16 protein-coding genes are annotated in these 18,066 nt (G+C 56.5%); 12 read left to right on the forward strand and 4 right to left on the reverse strand.

Translation table 11 applies throughout. The annotated features are described in order from the left end of the window. Positions 1 to 14 precede the first annotated feature (14 nt). Positions 15 to 1,214, reverse strand: a complete 1,200-nt coding sequence (gene tyrS, locus ACT3TF_RS13455; protein ID WP_444672345.1) for a tyrosine--tRNA ligase — start codon at positions 1,212 to 1,214, stop codon at positions 15 to 17. 129 nt (positions 1,215 to 1,343) lie between these two features. Here tyrS and ACT3TF_RS13460 point away from each other — a divergent pair, with 129 nt between their 5' ends. Beyond that, entirely contained in the window at positions 1,344 to 2,486 is a 1,143-nt protein-coding gene (locus tag ACT3TF_RS13460; RefSeq protein ID WP_444672346.1) for an anhydro-N-acetylmuramic acid kinase, read from the forward strand. A gap of 47 nt (positions 2,487 to 2,533) precedes the next feature. Here ACT3TF_RS13460 and ACT3TF_RS13465 read toward each other — a convergent pair whose 3' ends face one another. Then, positions 2,534 to 3,577 carry a type IV pilus twitching motility protein PilT gene (locus tag ACT3TF_RS13465; protein WP_096276180.1) on the reverse strand — a complete coding sequence of 348 codons (1,044 nt, stop codon included), beginning with the start codon at positions 3,575 to 3,577 and terminating at the stop codon, positions 2,534 to 2,536. A 32-nt stretch (positions 3,578 to 3,609) separates the two neighbouring features. On the opposite strand from ACT3TF_RS13465, the gene ACT3TF_RS13470 reads away from it, so the two are divergent. The 5 genes from ACT3TF_RS13470 (at position 3,610) to metW (ending at position 7,747) form a co-directional block, all read left to right on the forward strand. Continuing rightward, positions 3,610 to 4,326, forward strand: a complete 717-nt coding sequence (locus tag ACT3TF_RS13470; protein ID WP_444672347.1) for a YggS family pyridoxal phosphate-dependent enzyme — start codon at positions 3,610 to 3,612, stop codon at positions 4,324 to 4,326. A 75-nt stretch (positions 4,327 to 4,401) separates the two neighbouring features. After that, positions 4,402 to 5,226 (forward strand): pyrroline-5-carboxylate reductase, encoded by an 825-nt coding sequence (proC, locus tag ACT3TF_RS13475; protein ID WP_444672348.1) that lies wholly within the window; start codon positions 4,402 to 4,404, stop codon positions 5,224 to 5,226. A 38-nt stretch (positions 5,227 to 5,264) separates the two neighbouring features. Next, positions 5,265 to 5,858 carry a YggT family protein gene (locus ACT3TF_RS13480; protein ID WP_096276186.1) on the forward strand — a complete coding sequence of 198 codons (594 nt, stop codon included), beginning with the start codon at positions 5,265 to 5,267 and terminating at the stop codon, positions 5,856 to 5,858. Positions 5,859 to 5,942: 84 nt separating this feature from the next. Further along, positions 5,943 to 7,154, forward strand: coding sequence for a homoserine O-succinyltransferase MetX (metX, locus tag ACT3TF_RS13485; protein WP_096276188.1), 1,212 nt, complete (start codon positions 5,943 to 5,945; stop codon positions 7,152 to 7,154). Beyond that, on the forward strand, positions 7,154 to 7,747 hold the full coding sequence (metW, locus tag ACT3TF_RS13490; protein ID WP_441672411.1) for a methionine biosynthesis protein MetW: 594 nt from the start codon (positions 7,154 to 7,156) through the stop codon (positions 7,745 to 7,747). The genes metX and metW overlap by 1 nt, the downstream gene beginning before the upstream one ends. Here metW and sfsA read toward each other — a convergent pair. Together sfsA and ACT3TF_RS13500 are read right to left on the reverse strand one after the other, a co-directional pair. After that, positions 7,694 to 8,482, reverse strand: coding sequence for a DNA/RNA nuclease SfsA (gene sfsA, locus ACT3TF_RS13495; RefSeq protein ID WP_444672349.1), 789 nt, complete (start codon positions 8,480 to 8,482; stop codon positions 7,694 to 7,696). The two genes, metW and sfsA, sit on opposite strands and share 54 nt — an antisense overlap. Continuing rightward, a complete protein-coding gene (locus tag ACT3TF_RS13500) occupies positions 8,479 to 9,639 on the reverse strand; it encodes an aminotransferase class I/II-fold pyridoxal phosphate-dependent enzyme (protein WP_444672350.1) in 1,161 nt (386 codons plus the stop codon). Before ACT3TF_RS13500 ends, sfsA begins: the two co-directional genes overlap by 4 nt. Positions 9,640 to 9,835: 196 nt before the next feature. Between ACT3TF_RS13500 and dksA the strand changes: the two genes are divergently transcribed. The 6 genes from dksA to pcnB all read left to right on the forward strand — a co-directional run bounded on the left by dksA (position 9,836) and on the right by pcnB (position 18,061). Next, complete coding sequence (dksA, locus tag ACT3TF_RS13505) at positions 9,836 to 10,273, forward strand: RNA polymerase-binding protein DksA (RefSeq protein ID WP_007111809.1); 438 nt, start codon at positions 9,836 to 9,838, stop codon at positions 10,271 to 10,273. A gap of 109 nt (positions 10,274 to 10,382) precedes the next feature. Further along, positions 10,383 to 11,276: a tRNA glutamyl-Q(34) synthetase GluQRS gene (gene gluQRS, locus ACT3TF_RS13510; RefSeq protein ID WP_444672351.1), complete on the forward strand. Its 894-nt coding sequence runs from the start codon at positions 10,383 to 10,385 to the stop codon at positions 11,274 to 11,276. A gap of 42 nt (positions 11,277 to 11,318) precedes the next feature. Next, on the forward strand, positions 11,319 to 11,495 hold the full coding sequence (locus ACT3TF_RS13515; protein ID WP_007111811.1) for a hypothetical protein: 177 nt from the start codon (positions 11,319 to 11,321) through the stop codon (positions 11,493 to 11,495). Continuing rightward, entirely contained in the window at positions 11,485 to 14,433 is a 2,949-nt protein-coding gene (locus ACT3TF_RS13520; protein ID WP_444672352.1) for an ATP-binding protein, read from the forward strand. Before ACT3TF_RS13515 ends, ACT3TF_RS13520 begins: the two co-directional genes overlap by 11 nt. After that, a complete protein-coding gene (locus ACT3TF_RS13525) occupies positions 14,411 to 15,799 on the forward strand; it encodes a sigma-54-dependent transcriptional regulator (protein WP_096276200.1) in 1,389 nt (462 codons plus the stop codon). Before ACT3TF_RS13520 ends, ACT3TF_RS13525 begins: the two co-directional genes overlap by 23 nt. Positions 15,800 to 16,672: 873 nt before the next feature. Then, complete coding sequence (gene pcnB, locus ACT3TF_RS13530) at positions 16,673 to 18,061, forward strand: polynucleotide adenylyltransferase PcnB (RefSeq protein ID WP_096276202.1); 1,389 nt, start codon at positions 16,673 to 16,675, stop codon at positions 18,059 to 18,061. The last annotated feature ends 5 nt before the right edge of the window (positions 18,062 to 18,066 follow it).

The raw sequence follows: 18,066 nt of genomic DNA on the forward strand, positions 1-18,066 counted from the left end.
TAAGCACAAAAAGTTCACACAAGCGTCACACGGGCGTAACGCTTCTTGCCCGCCTGGATCACATAGCTGCTTCCCGTGGCCAGCATTGCGTCTTTAGCAACGACGTTGCCATCGACTTTAACGCGCCCGTTACCCAGCATATCTTTAGCCTGGGCGCTGTTATTGGCCAGCCCTGCTCTGTTTAGGATCGCGCCTATTGGTGCATGCTCATTGCCTTCAAAATCCACCGTCACTTCTGGCAGATCGTCTGGCAGCTCACCATCCGCCAACTGATTACCCGCTGATTTGTGAGCATTGGCCGCAGCTTCCTCACCGTGATAGCGGGCAATTAACTCACGCGCCAGCTCCATTTTCACATCACGGGGGTTGGCGCCCTGCTCAACGGCGTCTTTCAGCGCCTGAATTTCTTGGTTAGATTTTAACGAAAGAAGTTCAAAGTAGCGCCAGATCAAACTATCTGGCATGGAAACCAGCTTATTGAACATAGAACCAGGCGCTTCATCGACACCAATGTAGTTGCCCAGCGACTTCGACATCTTCTGCACGCCGTCTAAACCCTCAAGCAGCGGCATGGTGATGACCACCTGAGGCTCCTGGCCGAAATGCTTTTGTATCTCACGACCCATCAGCAGGTTAAACTTCTGATCGGTACCGCCAAGCTCAATATCGGCCTCAAGCGCCACTGAGTCATAGCCCTGTACCAACGGGTAAAGGAACTCGTGAATAGCAATCGGCTGATTGGCCTTGTAGCGCTTCTCAAAGTCATCACGCTCAAGCATGCGCGCAACGGTGCTCTGAGCGGCAAGCTCAATCATTTTGGCGGCGGTCAGCTCGCCAAACCACTCGGCGTTAAAGCGCACCTCCGTTTTTTCGGGATCAAGGATTTTAAACACCTGCGCCTTATACGTTTCAGCGTTGGCTTTAACGTCCTCTTCGGTAAGCGGCTTACGGGTAACGTTCTTCCCAGTGGGATCACCGATACGCCCGGTGAAGTCACCAATCAGAAAGATGACCGTATGTCCTAAGTCCTGAAACTGGCGCATTTTGGTCAGCAGAACGCTGTGCCCCAAGTGCAGGTCAGGGGCCGTGGGATCAAAACCCGCTTTAATACGCAATTTGCGGCCTGAGGCTAACTTCTGTTTTAACTCGTCCTCTACCAGGATTTCTTGCGTACCGCGCGACAGCAGCGCTAAAGCCTGATCCACCTCACTCATTGCCTCTCTCCACTATAAAAAAACCGCCCTTGCCGGGCTCAGGTGATAAATAGCCGACGATGTTACCATGCTCGCTCGCCTTGGTTGAGCCTTGGCTGAGACTTCGCCCTGCTTTGCACGAGTTAGCTTATGAAAACGCCTACTGCTTCGTCGCCGCTTTATTATATTGGCCTGATGTCCGGCACCAGCCTGGATGGGGTTGATGCCGCACTGATCGCTATCGAAGGTGATTCACCACCACACTTAGTGGCAACGCATGCCGAACCCATGCCTGACGCGCTGCATCATCTGCTGCTCTCGCTTTGTCATGCCAAGCAGGTCAGCTTTGCACAGCTTGCAGCCGCTGAGCATGCGTTCTGCCAGTCACAGGCCCAAGCCGTTCAACGTTTGTTGGCGCCACTCTCGATAAGCCATGCGCAGATCAGTGCTATTGGCAGCCACGGCCAAACCATTGAGCATGCGCCTCTAGGTCACAACGGCGGCCCGGCGTACACCCTCCAGATGGATAATCCGAGCCTGCTGGCTGAACTTACCGGCTGCACCGTTGTTGCTGACTTTCGGCGCCGCGACTTAGCCGCCGGTGGCCAGGCTGCCCCGCTAGCCCCCGCCTTCCATCAGGCTCTATTTGGCAGAGCCAGCGCACATCAGCTGGTGCTTAACCTAGGCGGCTTTGCCAATCTAACGTGGCTATCCAGCCAGCCGACAGACCCGGTGATTGGCTTTGATACCGGCCCTGCCAACGCATTGCTGGACGGCTGGTTTGCGCGGCACCAAGGCGGGCGCTTTGATCAGGACGGCTCCTGGGCCGCAAGTGGAACAATAGATAACGCGCTGTTGGTTCGGCTGCTCTCAGAACCCTTTTTCCAGCAGCCGCCGCCGCGCAGCACGGGGCGCGAGCTATTTCATATGGCGTGGTTAGAAAAACATCTCAGCGGCCAGGAAGCCGCCGAAGATGTACAGGCGACATTGGCCGAGCTCACTGCGGTTAGCGTTGCCCAGGGCATTACCCACTTAAAAATCCATGACGGCCCGCTCACGCTTATCACCGCTGGCGGCGGCGCTCATAACACCTACTTGATGCAGCGTCTTGCCTATCATCTACCGGGGGCAACGTTCACATCGCCCGCAGCACACGGCTGGCCTGAGGATTGGATCGAAGCAGGCGCCTTTGCTTGGCTGGCTCACCAGCGGTTACACCATTTGCCGGGCAACTTGCCATCGGTCACCGGTGCAGCAGGCCCACGGGTACTCGGCGGCATTTACGCAGGCTGATTCCCGCCACACGTAAACACCGTGACGAAAGTGCGCGCACTGTTGCGCTATGACACCTGCAGAGCGTGCGCTCCTTTGGCCTGCAATTGCGCCTCTTCTGCGCTCACTAAGCCTTTTTTTACTAGCTGAGCGAGCGCAAAGTCTAGCGTTTGCATACCCAGACTTCCGCCGGTTTGAATAGCCGAATAGATTTGCGCCGTTTTGTCTTCCCGAATTAAGTTGCGCACTGCCGACGTGGCGACGAGCACTTCGTGAGCCGCTACGCGCCCGCCGCCCTGACGCTTAAGCAACGTTTGCGACACTACCGCTTGGAGCGATTCAGAAAGCATCGAACGCACCATGGTTTTTTCGTCGCCAGGAAAAACATCGATAATGCGGTCAACGGCTTTAGCCGCCGAGGTGGTATGCAGCGTACCCAGCACCAGATGCCCCGTTTCTGCCGCGGTCAGCGCTAGGCGAATAGTCTCTAAATCGCGCAACTCACCGACCAGGATCACATCTGGGTCCTCGCGTAGCGCGCTGCGCAGCGCATCTGCAAAACTATGCGCATCGCGGTGCACTTCGCGCTGATTAACCAAACAGCGCTTGCTTGAATGCTCAAATTCAACCGGATCTTCAATGGTCAGGATGTGCCCATATCGATGGTCATTAATGTGATCAATCATCGCCGCAAGCGTCGTACTTTTACCCGACCCGGTCGGCCCGGTGACTAATACCAGCCCGCGCGGCAGCATGGCTAAGCGCTCAAACATCTCACCCAGCCCCAGAGCCTGCATAGAAAGCACCTGGCTTGGGATAATACGAAACACGGCTCCCGCGCCGCGGGCTTGAGTGAACGCATTAACGCGAAAGCGTGCGATGCCCGGCATTTCAAACGAAAAATCAGTTTCCAGCCTTTCAGCGTAGTCGCGCCGCTGGCGATCATTCATGATGTCGTCAATCAACTTGCGCACACCGTTATTATCGATAGCGGGCACATTGAGCCGACGAATGTCGCCATCAACACGTATCATGGGCGGCAAACCTGCCGAAAGATGCACGTCAGAGGCATTCTGCTTTGCCGAGAATGCTAGCAGTTCGGTAATATCCATCTCTCCTCCCAGCTGCGGTAAGGTGCTTGAGTATGTCAGACATCGCGCTTAACGAGTCGCTCGCCCATTCATATGAACAAGCGTGTGAACGCCTGCGCAAAGCGCTAGAGGACGCAGAGCGGGCTCCGAACGCTGCAGCGCTATTGGCCGTCACCAAAACGAAACCGGCAGCGATGATTCGTCAGGCCTGGCAGCTTGGCCAGCGTGAATTTGGTGAAAACTACCTGCAAGAAGCCCTAGAAAAACAGGCCGAGCTGGCGGACCTTGAAGGCCTTGTATGGCATTTTATTGGGCCACTGCAATCCAACAAAACCCGCGCCGTCGCCGAGCATTTTGACTGGGTGCACAGCGTCGACCGATTAAAAATTGCCCAGCGCCTTAACAAACAGCGCCCGGCGCACCTTGCACCCCTCAATATTTGCCTACAGGTTAATATTAGCCACGAAGATAGCAAAGCGGGTGTACTGCCGGAAGAACTGGAAGCGCTAGCACGCGAGGTTGCCACGCTGCCAAACCTGCGCCTGCGCGGTTTAATGGCGATTCCTGCCCCGGCGGAAACGCTAGCCGCCCAGCGCCAGCCATTGGCCGCGCTGCGTGAGGCGTTAACGGCTCTACAGAGCCAACTCCCCGAGACGCCCCTTGATACGCTTTCGATGGGCATGAGCGACGATTTAGAAGCGGCAGTACTGGAGGGCGCTACGCTGGTGCGTTTAGGCACCTCCATTTTTGGCGCCCGCCAGAGGGCTTAGGCGAACCACAACTATCCGGCTGCCTGCTGCAGCCCACTCTTTCACTGAGCCAACGTTTATTAAAGGACACCTAGAATGGCGAGTAAGATTACCTTTATTGGAGCCGGCAATATGGCGAGTGCCATTATCGGCGGACTAATCGACAGCGGCGCGGCGCCCTCTACCATCACCGCCACTGCACCTCATGAAAAAGAGCTGGCAACGCTGGCAAAGCGTCTGGGCATACACACAACGACAGATAACAATGCGGCAGTCGCCGATGCAGACGTCGTGGTATTAGCGGTAAAGCCTCAAATTATGCGCAGCGTATGCGAAAATTTGCGCGACAGCGTTCAGCGTCAGCAGCCGCTCGTTATCTCGATTGCAGCCGGCCTTGATGCAGGCACTATCGACCGCTGGCTAGGCGATCACAATGCCATGGTACGCTGCATGCCCAATACGCCATCGCTGGTGGGCTACGGCGCCAGCGGTCTTTATGCCAATGCCAAGGTAAGCGACGCGCAGCGCGACGTGGCTACTCAGCTTATGGAAGCGGTAGGAATTGTGGAATGGGTTGAAGAAGAAGTGCTGCTGGATGCCGTCACCGCCGTTTCGGGCAGTGCACCGGCCTACTTCTTTTTGATGTTCGAGGCCATGGAAGAGGCGGCGGTTAAGCTCGGCCTACCCGCCGCCACCGCGCGCCGGCTCGCTATTCAAACAGCGCTGGGTGCCGCCACCATGGCACAGCAGAGTGACAAAGACCCGGCGACATTGAAGAACAATGTCATGTCGCCCGGCGGCACCACCGAGCGTGCCATTGCGCACATGGAAGCGGCACAATTGCGCACCACCATTGCCGATGCTATGCAGGCCTGCGCTGACCGTGCTCAGGCTATGGCCAAAGAACTTAGCGGCGACTAAAGAACCGCTCAGCAACGAATCACCAAGGAGACATCATAATGGGCAACGGATTAGGCAGTGCAGGGTTAATGTTGGTCAACACACTGATCAATATTTATCTGTTCTTACTCATGCTGCGCTTTCTGCTGCAGGCGTCACGGGCGGATTACTACAACCCGCTAAGTCAGTCGGTGGTTAAGATCACTCAGCCGCTGGTCGGCTTATTTCAGAGCTTTTTAGGCCCCGTGGCCGGTCGCTTTGATCTTGCAACGCTCGCCGCTGGCTTCGTGTTAAAAGTAGTCAGCATCATCGCTATTTTCATGGTCATCGGTATCGGCATGCCGCCTATTCCAGGGCTATTAATAGCGGGTATCGCCGCCTTGGCGAATGCGATTTTAAAAATCTACTTCTTCGCCATGATTGTGATGATTATCTTGAGCTGGGTAGCTCCCAATGCCAGCCACCCGGGTGCTCTATTGGTAATGCAGTTGGTAGAACCGATTATGGCACCGGTGCGCAAAGTCGTTCCTGCGCTTGGCATGATCGACCTCTCGCCTATCGTCGTGTTTATTGCCATTAACCTAATCGATAGCTTGATCGTTGGTTCGATGATTCGTGCTGCCGGCATTTCCGGCGCGCTAGTCGGGCTGTGATAGCGGCCCAACCCATTTTCATCATGGATTCGATCAGCAGGGTCTATTCAGCCGCACTCTTAATTAGCAGGACTCGCGCCTTCAATGCCTGATTCAGATACGCTTGCGTTTGCAGACCGGCCGACGGGCTCCGTCGGCCTTGTTACTCCGCACGTGGCACGCTTCGACACGCCGCTCGCCCTGGCTTGCGGCAAAGTACTGCCTGCTTACGAGCTGATTTACGAAACCTACGGCACGCTGAACGCTGAGCGCAGTAACGCAGTATTGATTTGCCACGCGCTCTCCGGCCACCACCACGCGGCGGGCTACCATAGCGAGGAAGATCGTAAACCCGGCTGGTGGGATGCCCATATCGGCCCCGGCAAGGCGATCGATACCAACCGTTTTTTTGTTGTATCGCTCAACAACTTAGGCGGCTGCCATGGTAGCACCGGTCCCGTGAGCCACAACCCCGAAACCGGCCGCCAGTGGGGGCCGGAATTTCCCATGGTGACCGTTAGCGATTGGGTCGCCAGCCAGGCGCAGCTTGCCGATCATCTGGGCATTGAGCGCTGGGCGGCAGCGGTGGGCGGCAGCCTTGGCGGGATGCAGGTAATGCAGTGGACCATGACCTACCCAGAGCGCGTCGCCAACGCGGTGGTGATTGCCGCAACGCCCCGACTCTCGGCGCAAAATATTGCCTTTAACGAAGTGGCTCGCCAGGCGATTCGCTCTGATCCTGAGTTCTTCGACGGCTGGTACGCTGAGCATGACACGGTGCCTAAGCGTGGTCTGAAGCTGGCACGCATGGTGGGCCATATTACCTACTTGTCAGAAGACGCCATGGGCAGCAAGTTTGGGCGCGACCTGCGTAGTGATGATCTCAACTTCGGTTTTGACGTTGAGTTCCAGGTGGAGTCCTACTTGCGCTATCAAGGCGATACATTCTCCACCGCCTTTGACGCCAACACCTATCTGCTGATGACGAAAGCACTCGACTACTTTGACCCTGCCGCCACCCAAGGGGGCGACTTTGCCAAAGCATTAGCACCCGTTCAGTGCCCGTTTTTGATTGTTAGCTTTACCACCGACTGGCGCTTTCCGCCGTCGCGCTCGCGCGAGCTGGTGGATGCGCTTACTCGGGCGGGTAAATCAGTCAGCTATGCCAATATCGACTCGCCCCATGGCCACGATGCTTTCTTACTCTCAGAGCCACGTTACGACGCCATTTTAAGCGCCTTCATGAGCCGCGCTGCCGGCGAGCTTCATCTCAACGAGCTGGGCATCAATGTGCTGGGCAAAGAGGAGACGCCATAATGCGCGCCGATCTTGAACTGATTTACGACTGGGTGCCCGAAGGATCACACGTGCTTGATCTTGCCTGTGGCAACGGCGATTTGCTCGAGAGCCTAGCGCGCAATAAGGGCGTCACCGGCTATGGGTTAGAGATTGATCATGACGGCATCAACGCCTGCGTGGCGCGCGGCGTTAGCGTCATAGAGCACAACCTAGACGATGGCTTAAGCAGCTTCTGCGATAACAGCTACGATCAAGTAATCATGACTCAAGCGCTGCAGGCGCTGCGTCGCCCAGACAAGATGCTGGATGAAATGCTGCGGGTCGCCGAAGAAGGGATTATTACGTTTCCCAACTTTGCCTATTGGCGCCACCGCATCCATTTAGGCCTGCGCGGCTACATGCCGGTGTCGAAGTCTCTGCCTCACGCCTGGTACGACACGCCCAACATCCACCTCTCGACGTTCAATGACTTTGAGCATCTATGTCGCGAGAAAGGCTTGGTCATTGTTGATCGCGCCGTGGGCGTGGGGGACCATCAGGGGCACTGGAAATCACGGCTATGGCCCAATCTGTTTGGTGAAATAGCCATTTTCCGCGTTCGGCGCCGCTAGGCGCTCAATCCGCACGGGCAGATCACGGCTTAACCGTACCCCGCTGGGGCAGCCCTGTGCCCGTATCACGTCAATACCATAGGCCAGCACCTCCACTCCGCTGGCCGAGGCCTGCGCCAGTGCCGCTGCATAGGTCGCATCAATATGCGCAGCGGCGGCCACGTCAGCAATACCTTCGTGAGCCACGCAAAATAGCAGCACTGCTCGCTCGCCCTGCTCAGCGATCGCCCGCAAGGTATGCAGATGCTTGGTGCCGCGCACGCTCACCGAGTCAGGAAAGTAGCCGTGGCCGTCCGGCTCTTTGAGAGTGACCTGCTTAACTTCGATATACACCCGCCCCCGCTCAGGATCCTCAAGCATAAAATCAAGCCGTGCATCGGCCACTTTCACCTCACGACGCAGCGTGGCGTAGCCCGCCAAGGGCACTAAACCCCCAGCGTTTAGTGCCACCTCCACTATTCGGTTAGCACGGCCGGTATGCACAGAAGCAAGCGCCACCTGCCCATCGGCTTGCGGTAGCTCAATAAACTCCCAGGTCCAGGCAAGCTTACGCTTAGGGTTATCGCTGGGTGAAAGCCACACGCGGCAGCCCGGCACGCTCACCGCTTTCATCGACCCCGTATTAGGGCAGTGCGCCACGACCTCACGACCATCATCTAAACGAACATCGGCAAGAAATCGCTTGTAGCGCTTGAGTAGCATGCCCGGCACAAGCGCGGGATAGTTAAGCGTCATAGTCGGCTCACAAAACGCGCGATGCGCGCTATGGCTTCTTCAAGACGGGCAACGTCATTAGTGAAGGCAATGCGCACATGGTGTTCGCCACCCCGCACGGCAAAATCAATGCCGGGGGTGATGGCCACATTCTCTTCCTGCAACAGGCGCTCGCAGAACGCCTGGCTATCTCGGCTGTAGCGGGAAATATCCAGCCATACATAGAAGGCCCCTTGGGGTGGCAGATCCGGCGCCAACCCCAATCTTGCTAAGCCCTCTAACAACACTTTTCGGCGCTGCTTCAAGGTTGCTCGGCGTTGTTCAAGAATACCCCGGCACTCGGGGGTAAAAGCTGCCAACGCCGCATGCTGGGCAGGCGTTGAGGCGGCAAGAAACATATTCTGCGCCAAGCGGGTGAGCGGCTCTATGGCATGTTCGGGCGCCACCAGCCAGCCTAAGCGCCAGCCGGTCATCCCAAAATATTTTGAGAAGCTGTTCACCACAAAAGCATTTGCTGAAAGCGAGGTCGCCGACAGCGGCGCATCGTCATAGTTGAGGCCTTGATAAATTTCATCAACAATCACCTCACCTTCACGCTCGGCGACCGCGGCCAGCACGGCACAAAGCTGCTCAGCGCTCAGGGTGTGGCCAGTCGGGTTAGAAGGCGAGGCCAGCATCGCTAGGCTCGTCTCCTTGCGCCAGTGCTCGGCAACCAGCGCGGCGTTTAGCTGCCAGCCACTCGCGCGCCCCACCGATACCGCATCAATCTCAGCGCCCGCTAACGCCATAAAGTGGCGGTTACAGGGATAGTTAGGGTCGGCCATCAGCACTCGCGAGCCGGTTTCAACTAATAGCTGACTGGCTAACAGTAGCGCCCCCGATGCGCCGGGCGTTACCAATATGCGCGCAGGGTCAACCGCGGCATTGAAATGCTCAGCGTAATGCTCCGCAATCGCTTGACGCAGGGCGGGCAGCCCAGCCGCCGGCGTGTAGCGGGTTTGGCCATTGGCAAGCGCTTGCTGCCCGGCGGCCACAATCGGCTCCGGAGTAGCGAAATCTGGCTCGCCAACTTCCAGATGAATCACATCGTGGCCAGCGGCTTCTCGCGCCTGAGCCATTTCCAGCAAATGCATGACCCGAAAAGGGGCAACGTGATCGACACGTGAATTCCAGGCCATAACGGCTCCTTCACCAAGCTATTATTAACGTCACTTAAAACATGGCACTCGCCACACTCTATGCAAGACCATGGTCGCAAAATCACTATTATGCTTGCAACGTCGCCATTTTTCAGATAAACAAGCATCCCTTTGGCGTGAGATCGTGACATAGGCTCATGGTCGATCAGTAGTCACATATGTAAGGGGCAGTCCCATGCCAGTAGCAGAAAAGAAACCGGAAGCGTCCAAGTCCTTCACTCCGTATGAGCCAGCACCGGGTGAAGAGTATATGAACGAGCAGCAGCTAGCGCACTTCCGACAGCTGCTGCTGGATTGGAAACAGGATCTCATGGAAGAGGTGGATCGCACAGTACGCCACCTGCAAGAAGATGCTAACAATTACGCCGACCCCGCGGACCGCGCGACTCAGGAAGAAGGCTTTAGCCTGGAACTGCGCACTCGGGATCGCGAGCGTAAGTTGCTCAAAAAAATTAACGAGACTCTGGATAATATTGACGACGACGATTATGGCTTCTGCGAAGCCTGCGGCGTTGAAATTGGTATTCGCCGTCTTGAAGCCCGCCCCACTGCCACGCTTTGCGTGGATTGCAAAACGTTGGCGGAACTCAAAGAGAAGCAGCTCGGCGGCTGATCTCTAGAGCGGTGTTTTAAAGAATGCTCTACGTGAACGCGGGCACCTTCGGGTGCCCGTTTTTGTTAACGACGAGGCGCTTGCCTGTACCCCCTAGGACAATGCTGATATGCCCTCCTCTGCTCGCTACCGTGGCCGCTTTGCCCCAACGCCTTCAGGCCCGCTGCACTTTGGATCACTCGTCGCCGCCGTAGGCAGCTACTTAGACGCCCGTGCGGCTCACGGACAGTGGCTGGTGCGCATTGAAGATATCGATCCTCCCCGCTGCCCCCAGGGCGCAGCGAGTACTATTTTGCGCCAACTAGAAACGTTCGGCCTGGCGTGGGATGAAGCGGTCATGTGGCAGCACGCCCGTGGCGAGGCGTATCAACATGGGCTAGAGCAGCTTCTCAAGCTAGGCCAGGCCTATCCCTGCAGCTGTTCTCGCAAGCAGTGGCAAGGGCACGACATCTACCCCGGCTGGTGTCGCAACGGCGTATGCGCCCCCACCAAGCCAGCGGCCTGGCGGCTGCGTAGCGACCGCGGCGAACGCCCTATCCGCTGGCATGACCGGCTATTTGGTGAACAGCAGCTTGACCCAATCACGCTAGGCGATGTGGTATTAAAGCGCAAAGATGGCCTGTGGGCGTATCAGCTTGCCGTTATCGTCGATGACGCCGAGCAACAAATTACTGACATTGTACGGGGAGTAGATCTTCTGGATAACACTCCTTGGCAATGCCAGCTGCAAATCGCCCTTCAGCTACCGCGGCCTCGCTATTTGCACTTGCCGCTAATCGTGACCGCTGAAGGCCAAAAGCTTTCAAAACAAAACTTAGCCCCCGCGCTGGCAACGGATGACCACGGTGTCCGCCTGCAGCTCTTTCAGGCGCTACAAGCACTTGACCAAGCACCACCTAAGGCGCTTAGCGATGAACCACCGTCGACTCAGTTACACTGGGCAGTAGCAAACTGGTCACCGGCGCAGCTGCGCCCCACGGCTCATCGCCGAACGCCAGCTTAATATCCTTGTGACTATCTTTTCCAATACCCACAGGAGAGTGACATGTACGTCTATCGCATCATGCTGTTTTTGGTGTTTGGCGGTTATTTACTCTCTCCGCTGCTTATGAATGGCTGGAGCGACCCAGAGGCCGCCTGGTACCGGCCGTTTGCAATTTGGGGCGGGCTAATTGCCTTGACGCTCTGGCTAGAGCAAAAGAGAAAGCTTGATGAACGCTGAGTTAATCGGAGTATTAGCGCTCGGCCTGGGCTACTTGGCCCTGCTGTTCGGCTGCGGTTTTGCCGTTGAGCGCGGCTGGGTGCCGGTGCGCATTACCCGCCATCCCGTTGTTTACACGCTTGCGCTAGGCGTTTATGCCAGCGCCTGGGCAATTTACGGCAGCCTGGAAATGGCGGCCAGTGCGGGGTTTGGCTTTCTTGCTTACTACCTAGGCGCCGCTGGCGCCTTCCTGCTCGCGCCCGTGCTGCTGGTGCCCATCCAGCGCATTACGCGTACCTATCAGTTAACGTCACTAGCTGACCTATTTGCTTTTCGCTTTCGCTCTCGGTGGGCGGGCACGCTGGTCACGGTCGTCAGTCTGCTGGCGGTATTGCCGCTGCTGGGTATTCAAGTACAAACGCTGAGCAATGCCATTAATATTATGACGGCCAGCCAGGCAGGGAGTAGCGTTGCGCTGCTTTTTTGCGCGCTCATTGCCGCTTTTGCGGTAATTTTCGGCGCACGTCATAGTCAAGCGCATGACCGCCACGATAGCCTGCTCAGCGCCATCGCGTTTGAATCCATCGTCAAACTGCTGGCCATGCTGGGGTTAGGGGCAGTGGCGCTATGGATGGTCTTCGACGGCCCTGGCGATCTGCAGCTGTGGCTGGAAGGGCCCGGCGCGATACTTCAACAGCAAACCCCACAGCTTGATCCTGCGCAGTGGCGCACCCTGCTGCTGCTGTTCTTTGCCGCGGCGTTTATGATGCCGCATCTTTTCCATATCAGCTTCTCAGAAAGCTTATCGCGGCACACCCTGCTACAAGCCAGCTGGGCGTTACCGCTGTTTCTATTGCTCATGGCGCTACCCGTACCGGTAATTTGGTGGGCCGCACAGTCGGTCAATCCCGACATCCCCATAACGGCCTATGCCGCCTATTTGATGACGGAACACTGGTGGGTCGGCGCGCTTGCATTTATCGGCGGGCTAGCTGCCGCCTCCGGCACGATGATGATGATCGCGCTGGCGCTCTCCGGCATGGTGCTCAACCACATTGTATTAGTGGCAAGACCCCCTGAAGCACGCAGTGATCTTTACGGCTGGCTACTATGGCTGCGGCGTGGCCTGGTGGTCGCGGTGATTATCAGTGGCTGGCTGTTCTATCAGTGGATAGGCCGCCACCACGGCTTAATTGGGCTGGGGTTAGCTGCGTTTGTGGGCATGGCCCAGTGCTTGCCAGGCATGCTGGCACTACTTTATTGGCCGGGCGCTAATCGTAAAGGCATGATTGTAGGGCTGGTCGCTGGCGTCAGCGTATGGCTTTGGGGCCTTTGGCTACCTCTCATTCTTTCACTGCCCTTACCACCGCTGCCTTCAACGCCCCTCACGACTGCTGATTCGCCGCTGTGGTATAACGTTACGCTGCTTTCTTTAGCCGTTAATATTCTGCTGCTAATCGTCATATCACTCTTTACACGTATCTCTGAAGGCGAGCGCTCTGCCGCCGAAGCATGTTCGGTCGATGCGGTTATCCGCTCTAAGCGCTCTCCATTAGAAGCCGCCACGGCTAACGACTTTGCCACCCATTTGGCGCAGGCGATCGGCGACGAAGCGGCGCAGCGCGAAGTTGCCCGTGCTTTAAAGGCACTCAACTTTACGCCTCAAGAGCGTCGACCCTACGCGCTGCGCCGCTTACGCGATCGCATTCAAGCGAATCTCTCAGGCCTCATGGGGCCATCAGTCGCGCGAGACATCGTTGATCGCTACCTGCCTTATCGCCATGACGACGCCCCAGAAACCGACGACATTCATTTTGTCGAAAGCCGCCTGGAGGCTTATCGCTCGCGGCTAACGGGGCTAGCCCGCGAGCTCGACGGCCTGCGCCGCCACCATCGTCAAACGTTGGCCTACTTGCCCGTTGGGCTTTGTGTGCTGGGCGATGACGACGAGCTGCTAATGTGGAATCAGGCGCTTTCACAGCTCTCAGGCATTAGCGGTGAAAGCGTGATAGGTTCGCGCCGCGATAGTCTCCCAGCCCCCTGGCCAAGCCTGCTGGGCAGCGTGCTCGACGCAACGCCAGGCCCACTCTACAAACAGTCCGTCACGCTGCACGAAAAAGACTACTTTTTAACCCTGCATAAAGCCGTTCTCAGCGGCCACGATAGCCGTGGTGGCAGCGTTATTTTGATAGAAGATCATACTGAAATGAAGTGGCTGGAAGATGAGCTGGTACATGCGGCACGCCTGGCCTCGATCGGCCAGCTAGCCGCCGGCGTCGCCCATGAAATCGGCAATCCGATTACCGGCATTTCATCATTGGCGCAGAATCTTCGCTACGACACCAACGACCCGGCGCTGCTGGAAACGGCGGACCAAATCCAACAGCTAACCCAGCGAGTGACTAAAATCGTCAATTCCCTGGTTGGCTTTGCCCACGGCGGGCGCCAAGCAACACCGCCCCCCGCTTCACCGGTGACGCTGTCATCGATTAGCGAAGATGCATTGCACTTGATCCACCTCGCCCGCTCGGGAGAGGATGTCACCTTGTCTAATGATACGCCCGAGAACGTAGTGGTCCGTGGTGATGCGCAGCGCTTGACGCAGGTGATGGTCAACCTGCTCAGCAATGCTCGAGATGCCTGCGACCAAGGCGGGCAGGTCCATATTGATGCAGGCGCCCATCAACAGCTTGCCTGGTGGCGAATAACCGATAACGGCCAGGGTATCGACCCCAGGGTACGCGACCACTTATTTGAACCGTTTACGACCACCAAGCCAGCAGGTGAAGGCACCGGCTTGGGCCTGTCACTGGCGTATCAAATTATCAATGAACACCAGGGTAAAATAGACGTGGCCTCGCCACCGCCCGGACAGCCTCGCGGCACTGCCATTACGTTATGGTTGCCGCTTTACCAACAGGATGATCAGCCAGCCCATGCCCAGGATTCTGATTGTTGAAGATGAAGCGATTATTCGCAGCGCGTTGAAGCGGTTGCTAGAACGCAACGACTATACGGTCAGCGAAGCAGGCAGCGCTGAGGAAGCCTGCAAGCTTGAGCTCACAGGGTTCGATCTCATCATCAGCGACCTGCGTCTGCCCGGCGAACAAGGCATCACTCTGATTGCCAAAGCGGCGCCTGTGCCGGTATTGATTATGACCAGTTACGCAAGCATGCGCTCAGCGGTAGAGTCGCTGAAACTGGGTGCCATCGACTACGTCGCTAAGCCATTTGACCACGCTGAGCTACTCGAAACCGTCGAGCGCATCCTCCACCAGCAGGCGATGCAGCAGAGCCCGCCACCCGACATCACTGACGCAGGCGGCGGTCGACAAACCATGATTGGCAACTGCATTGCCATGCAGCAGGTGTATACCCGCATTCGAAAAACCGCACCCGCCGATGTCACCGTGCTGATTCTAGGCGAGTCAGGCACTGGTAAAGAGCTGGTAGCGCGGGCCATTCATCAGCAAAGCAAACGTGCCAAAGCACCGCTGATCAGCGTTAACTGTGCAGCGATTCCAGAAACGCTGATCGAATCTGAGCTATTCGGGCATGAAAAAGGTGCCTTTACCGGCGCCAGCGCTGCGCGCACCGGCCTAGTAGAAGCTGCCGACGGCGGGACCCTGTTTCTGGATGAGATTGGTGAGCTGCCGCTAGACGCCCAGGCACGTTTACTTCGCGTGCTTCAAGAGGGTGAAATCCGCAAAATTGGCTCGGTGGAAACCCGTCACGTTAACGTCCGTTTGATCGCCGCCACTCACCGCGACCTACGGGAGCTGTCGAAAACCGGCGAGTTTCGCCTCGACCTTTACTACCGATTGAATGTCATGCAGATAGAGCTGCCGCCGCTGCGCGAGCGAGAAGATGATGTCCTCGAAATCGCCGACATCCTGCTCGACAAGGCATGTAAACGCCATGAGCGCACGGGCCTGCGGCTGTCCCGCGCTGCCCGACAAGATCTGCGCGACTATCCATGGCCCGGCAACGTGCGCGAGCTAGAAAATGCGCTTGAACGCGGCGTTATTCTCGCTGAAGGGCACCTTATTCATCCTGATGATCTTGGGCTAGCGCCTACCTCCGCACGCGTCCATGCACCATCCGCTATTGCCTCAGCGGCCAACGGTGAGGTAGATAAAAGCGTTGAAGAGAATGAAGACGATCTCTCTTTAGAGGACTATTTTCAGCACTTTGTGCTAGAGCACCAGGACCAAATGAGCGAAACCGAGCTGGCGCAAAAACTTGGCATTAGCCGGAAAAACCTTTGGGAGCGGCGCCAAAGGCTTGGCATTCCGCGCAAAAAGACCGCTCGTCGCCCAGGCTAACCACCTGGGCATTGGCTTGACGCCAGCCTCCTTACGACCATTGTCTAATATTCTGATTTAAATAAGAAATATCTAACTTTATACGCTGCTAACACTGTTACCTTCCCACACAACGTCGCCCACAAACGGGAGCAAAAGGGGTAACACTTCTTGCTAGAAAAAGTTCCTCAACAATTTAAAAAATGCCAACCTTCTGAAACTTATCATTTATCTTAGAGGTGGCACAGCGACTGCAATATTACTGGGTAAGAAAAACAAACTGGGCATAGCGGTAGGTCACCAACAAAAACAACATGACCTTGCCACCACCTGAGCCATAACAAATACAACAGGGCCAGGTAGAGATAACGGCACTAATAACAACAACAGGCTTGAATCTCATCACTTGCTAGCGCAGGCAAGACAGGCGCTGAGAACAATAATAAACACAGTAAGTAGCCCGAAAGGACGCGACGTACACAGCAGCTTGCATACTAACAATAACAATAGCAGTCAGGTGTACACCCCGGCGCCAACAATAATTCCCCGGGGTAAGAAAAAGTTCGCGGTTGGATTATTGTTTTGAATACGAGGCGGTCGGAACTAACGTGATCCTTACGCCTACCGACTGCGGTGCGTATTCAGAGCGATGTGCCATCATGAATAAAAACAGCAGCATGGACGCTGATTCACTGCTTTATAGGGGAGGCTCTCTTAGCCTCCCCTTTCCGTATTTGAGGATTGAGTTAGCACACGCTAGCGTCAAGTGCTTTGCAAGCTCAAAGGGGTCGGCTACACTCATCCACTAACTGTTTTTATTGAGTACTTATTTGAAGTGCTTTGTAGCAACTATTGACGACCATTTCTTCGTACCCTGCGAGTTGAAATCATCGCATGTTTAAAGGATTTACCCGTTTCCTACACAGTCCGGGGGAGCAATTGAAAACGTTGCTCGATCCCCAAGAGAGTTCTACCACTGCCCTCTCTCCACGCCATATTCCTCGGTCCGAGCATCCTGTTTCTCGCCAGCAAATTAGCGATGCCGCACTAAAAGTGCTTTATCGGCTGAGCGGCGCAGGTTATGACGCCTATCTGGTAGGCGGATGCATTCGCGATGCGCTGCTGGGCAAGATGCCCAAAGACTTCGATGTGGCCACCAACGCTACACCCGAACAGGTACGTGATCTGTTTCGTAACTCGCGCCTGATCGGCCGCCGTTTTCGGATTGTCCATGTGCGCTTTGGCCGCGAGGTCATTGAAGTCACCACCTTCCGTGGCAAACCCCAAGACGAGCATAGCGACCATATTGCCCATCAGTCCGATGAGGGCTTACTGCTGCGCGACAACGTATGGGGCAATATCGAAGAGGATGCGGTGCGCCGCGACCTCACCGTGAACGCGCTCTACTACAACATCGCTGACTTCAGTATCACCGATTTTGCCAACGGCGTGCGTGACATTGAAACCCGCACCCTGCGCCTGATTGGCGACCCGGCTACACGCTATCGTGAAGACCCGGTGCGGATGCTGCGCGCGGTACGGTTTGCGGCCAAGCTGGACTTCACGATAGACCCAGCCACTGAAGCCCCGATGTATGAACAGGCATCGCTGCTGCTACAGATTCCTCCCGCACGCTTGTTCGATGAAGTACTCAAGCTGTTTATGTCGGGCTACGGCTTAGTCGCGTTTCGTCTGCTCAGTCATTACGGCCTGTTCGGCATGCTGTTCCCCGAAGCCGAAGAAGCGATGGTCGATGCTGCCTGGGCAGAAGAGCTGATTGAGCAAGCGCTCACCAATACCGACAAGCGGATTGCTGAAGAGCGCCCGGTTACGCCTGCATTTCTGCTGGCGGCCTTCCTTTGGGCGCCGGTTAAGCATCGTATGGAAGAGCTAGAGCAAGAGGGCATGGCGGCCATTCCCGCACTACAGGCGGCCGCTCAACAGGTGGTATCTCGCCAGTTAGAGCACACCTCGATTCCCAAGCGCTTCGGCATCCCCATGCGCGAAATTTGGGAGCTACAGCAACGCCTACCCCAACGACGCGGCAAGAAAGCCTTCCAGACCCGCGAGCATCCGCGCTTTAGGGCGGGTTACGACCTACTATTGCTACGTGAACAGGCTGGCGAAATACCGCGTGGCTTAGGCGACTGGTGGACTGCCTTCCAGCGCGGCGATGAACATGAACAGCGCCGCTTGCTGCAAAAAGTGGGTGGCGATCCGGCCAGCCAGGGTGATCGTCGCCGTAAAAAACGGCGGAAACCGCGCAGCCAAGATCCAGAGTAGCCAGC

This window comes from Halomonas sp. AOP25-F1-15 (assembly GCF_052378675.1).
In the GTDB taxonomy this organism is placed as follows: domain Bacteria; phylum Pseudomonadota; class Gammaproteobacteria; order Pseudomonadales; family Halomonadaceae; genus Vreelandella; species Vreelandella casei.

Coding starts and splice junctions, on each gene's coding strand:
- tyrS (WP_444672345.1), bottom strand. CDS start 1,214: ATGAGTGAGGTGGATCAGGCTTTAGCGCTGCTGTCGCGCGGTACGCAA.
- ACT3TF_RS13460 (WP_444672346.1), top strand. CDS start 1,344: ATGAAAACGCCTACTGCTTCGTCGCCGCTTTATTATATTGGCCTGATG.
- ACT3TF_RS13465 (WP_096276180.1), bottom strand. CDS start 3,577: ATGGATATTACCGAACTGCTAGCATTCTCGGCAAAGCAGAATGCCTCT.
- ACT3TF_RS13470 (WP_444672347.1), top strand. CDS start 3,610: ATGTCAGACATCGCGCTTAACGAGTCGCTCGCCCATTCATATGAACAA.
- proC (WP_444672348.1), top strand. CDS start 4,402: ATGGCGAGTAAGATTACCTTTATTGGAGCCGGCAATATGGCGAGTGCC.
- ACT3TF_RS13480 (WP_096276186.1), top strand. CDS start 5,265: ATGGGCAACGGATTAGGCAGTGCAGGGTTAATGTTGGTCAACACACTG.
- metX (WP_096276188.1), top strand. CDS start 5,943: ATGCCTGATTCAGATACGCTTGCGTTTGCAGACCGGCCGACGGGCTCC.
- metW (WP_441672411.1), top strand. CDS start 7,154: ATGCGCGCCGATCTTGAACTGATTTACGACTGGGTGCCCGAAGGATCA.
- sfsA (WP_444672349.1), bottom strand. CDS start 8,482: ATGACGCTTAACTATCCCGCGCTTGTGCCGGGCATGCTACTCAAGCGC.
- ACT3TF_RS13500 (WP_444672350.1), bottom strand. CDS start 9,639: ATGGCCTGGAATTCACGTGTCGATCACGTTGCCCCTTTTCGGGTCATG.
- dksA (WP_007111809.1), top strand. CDS start 9,836: ATGCCAGTAGCAGAAAAGAAACCGGAAGCGTCCAAGTCCTTCACTCCG.
- gluQRS (WP_444672351.1), top strand. CDS start 10,383: ATGCCCTCCTCTGCTCGCTACCGTGGCCGCTTTGCCCCAACGCCTTCA.
- ACT3TF_RS13515 (WP_007111811.1), top strand. CDS start 11,319: ATGTACGTCTATCGCATCATGCTGTTTTTGGTGTTTGGCGGTTATTTA.
- ACT3TF_RS13520 (WP_444672352.1), top strand. CDS start 11,485: ATGAACGCTGAGTTAATCGGAGTATTAGCGCTCGGCCTGGGCTACTTG.
- ACT3TF_RS13525 (WP_096276200.1), top strand. CDS start 14,411: ATGCCCAGGATTCTGATTGTTGAAGATGAAGCGATTATTCGCAGCGCG.
- pcnB (WP_096276202.1), top strand. CDS start 16,673: ATGTTTAAAGGATTTACCCGTTTCCTACACAGTCCGGGGGAGCAATTG.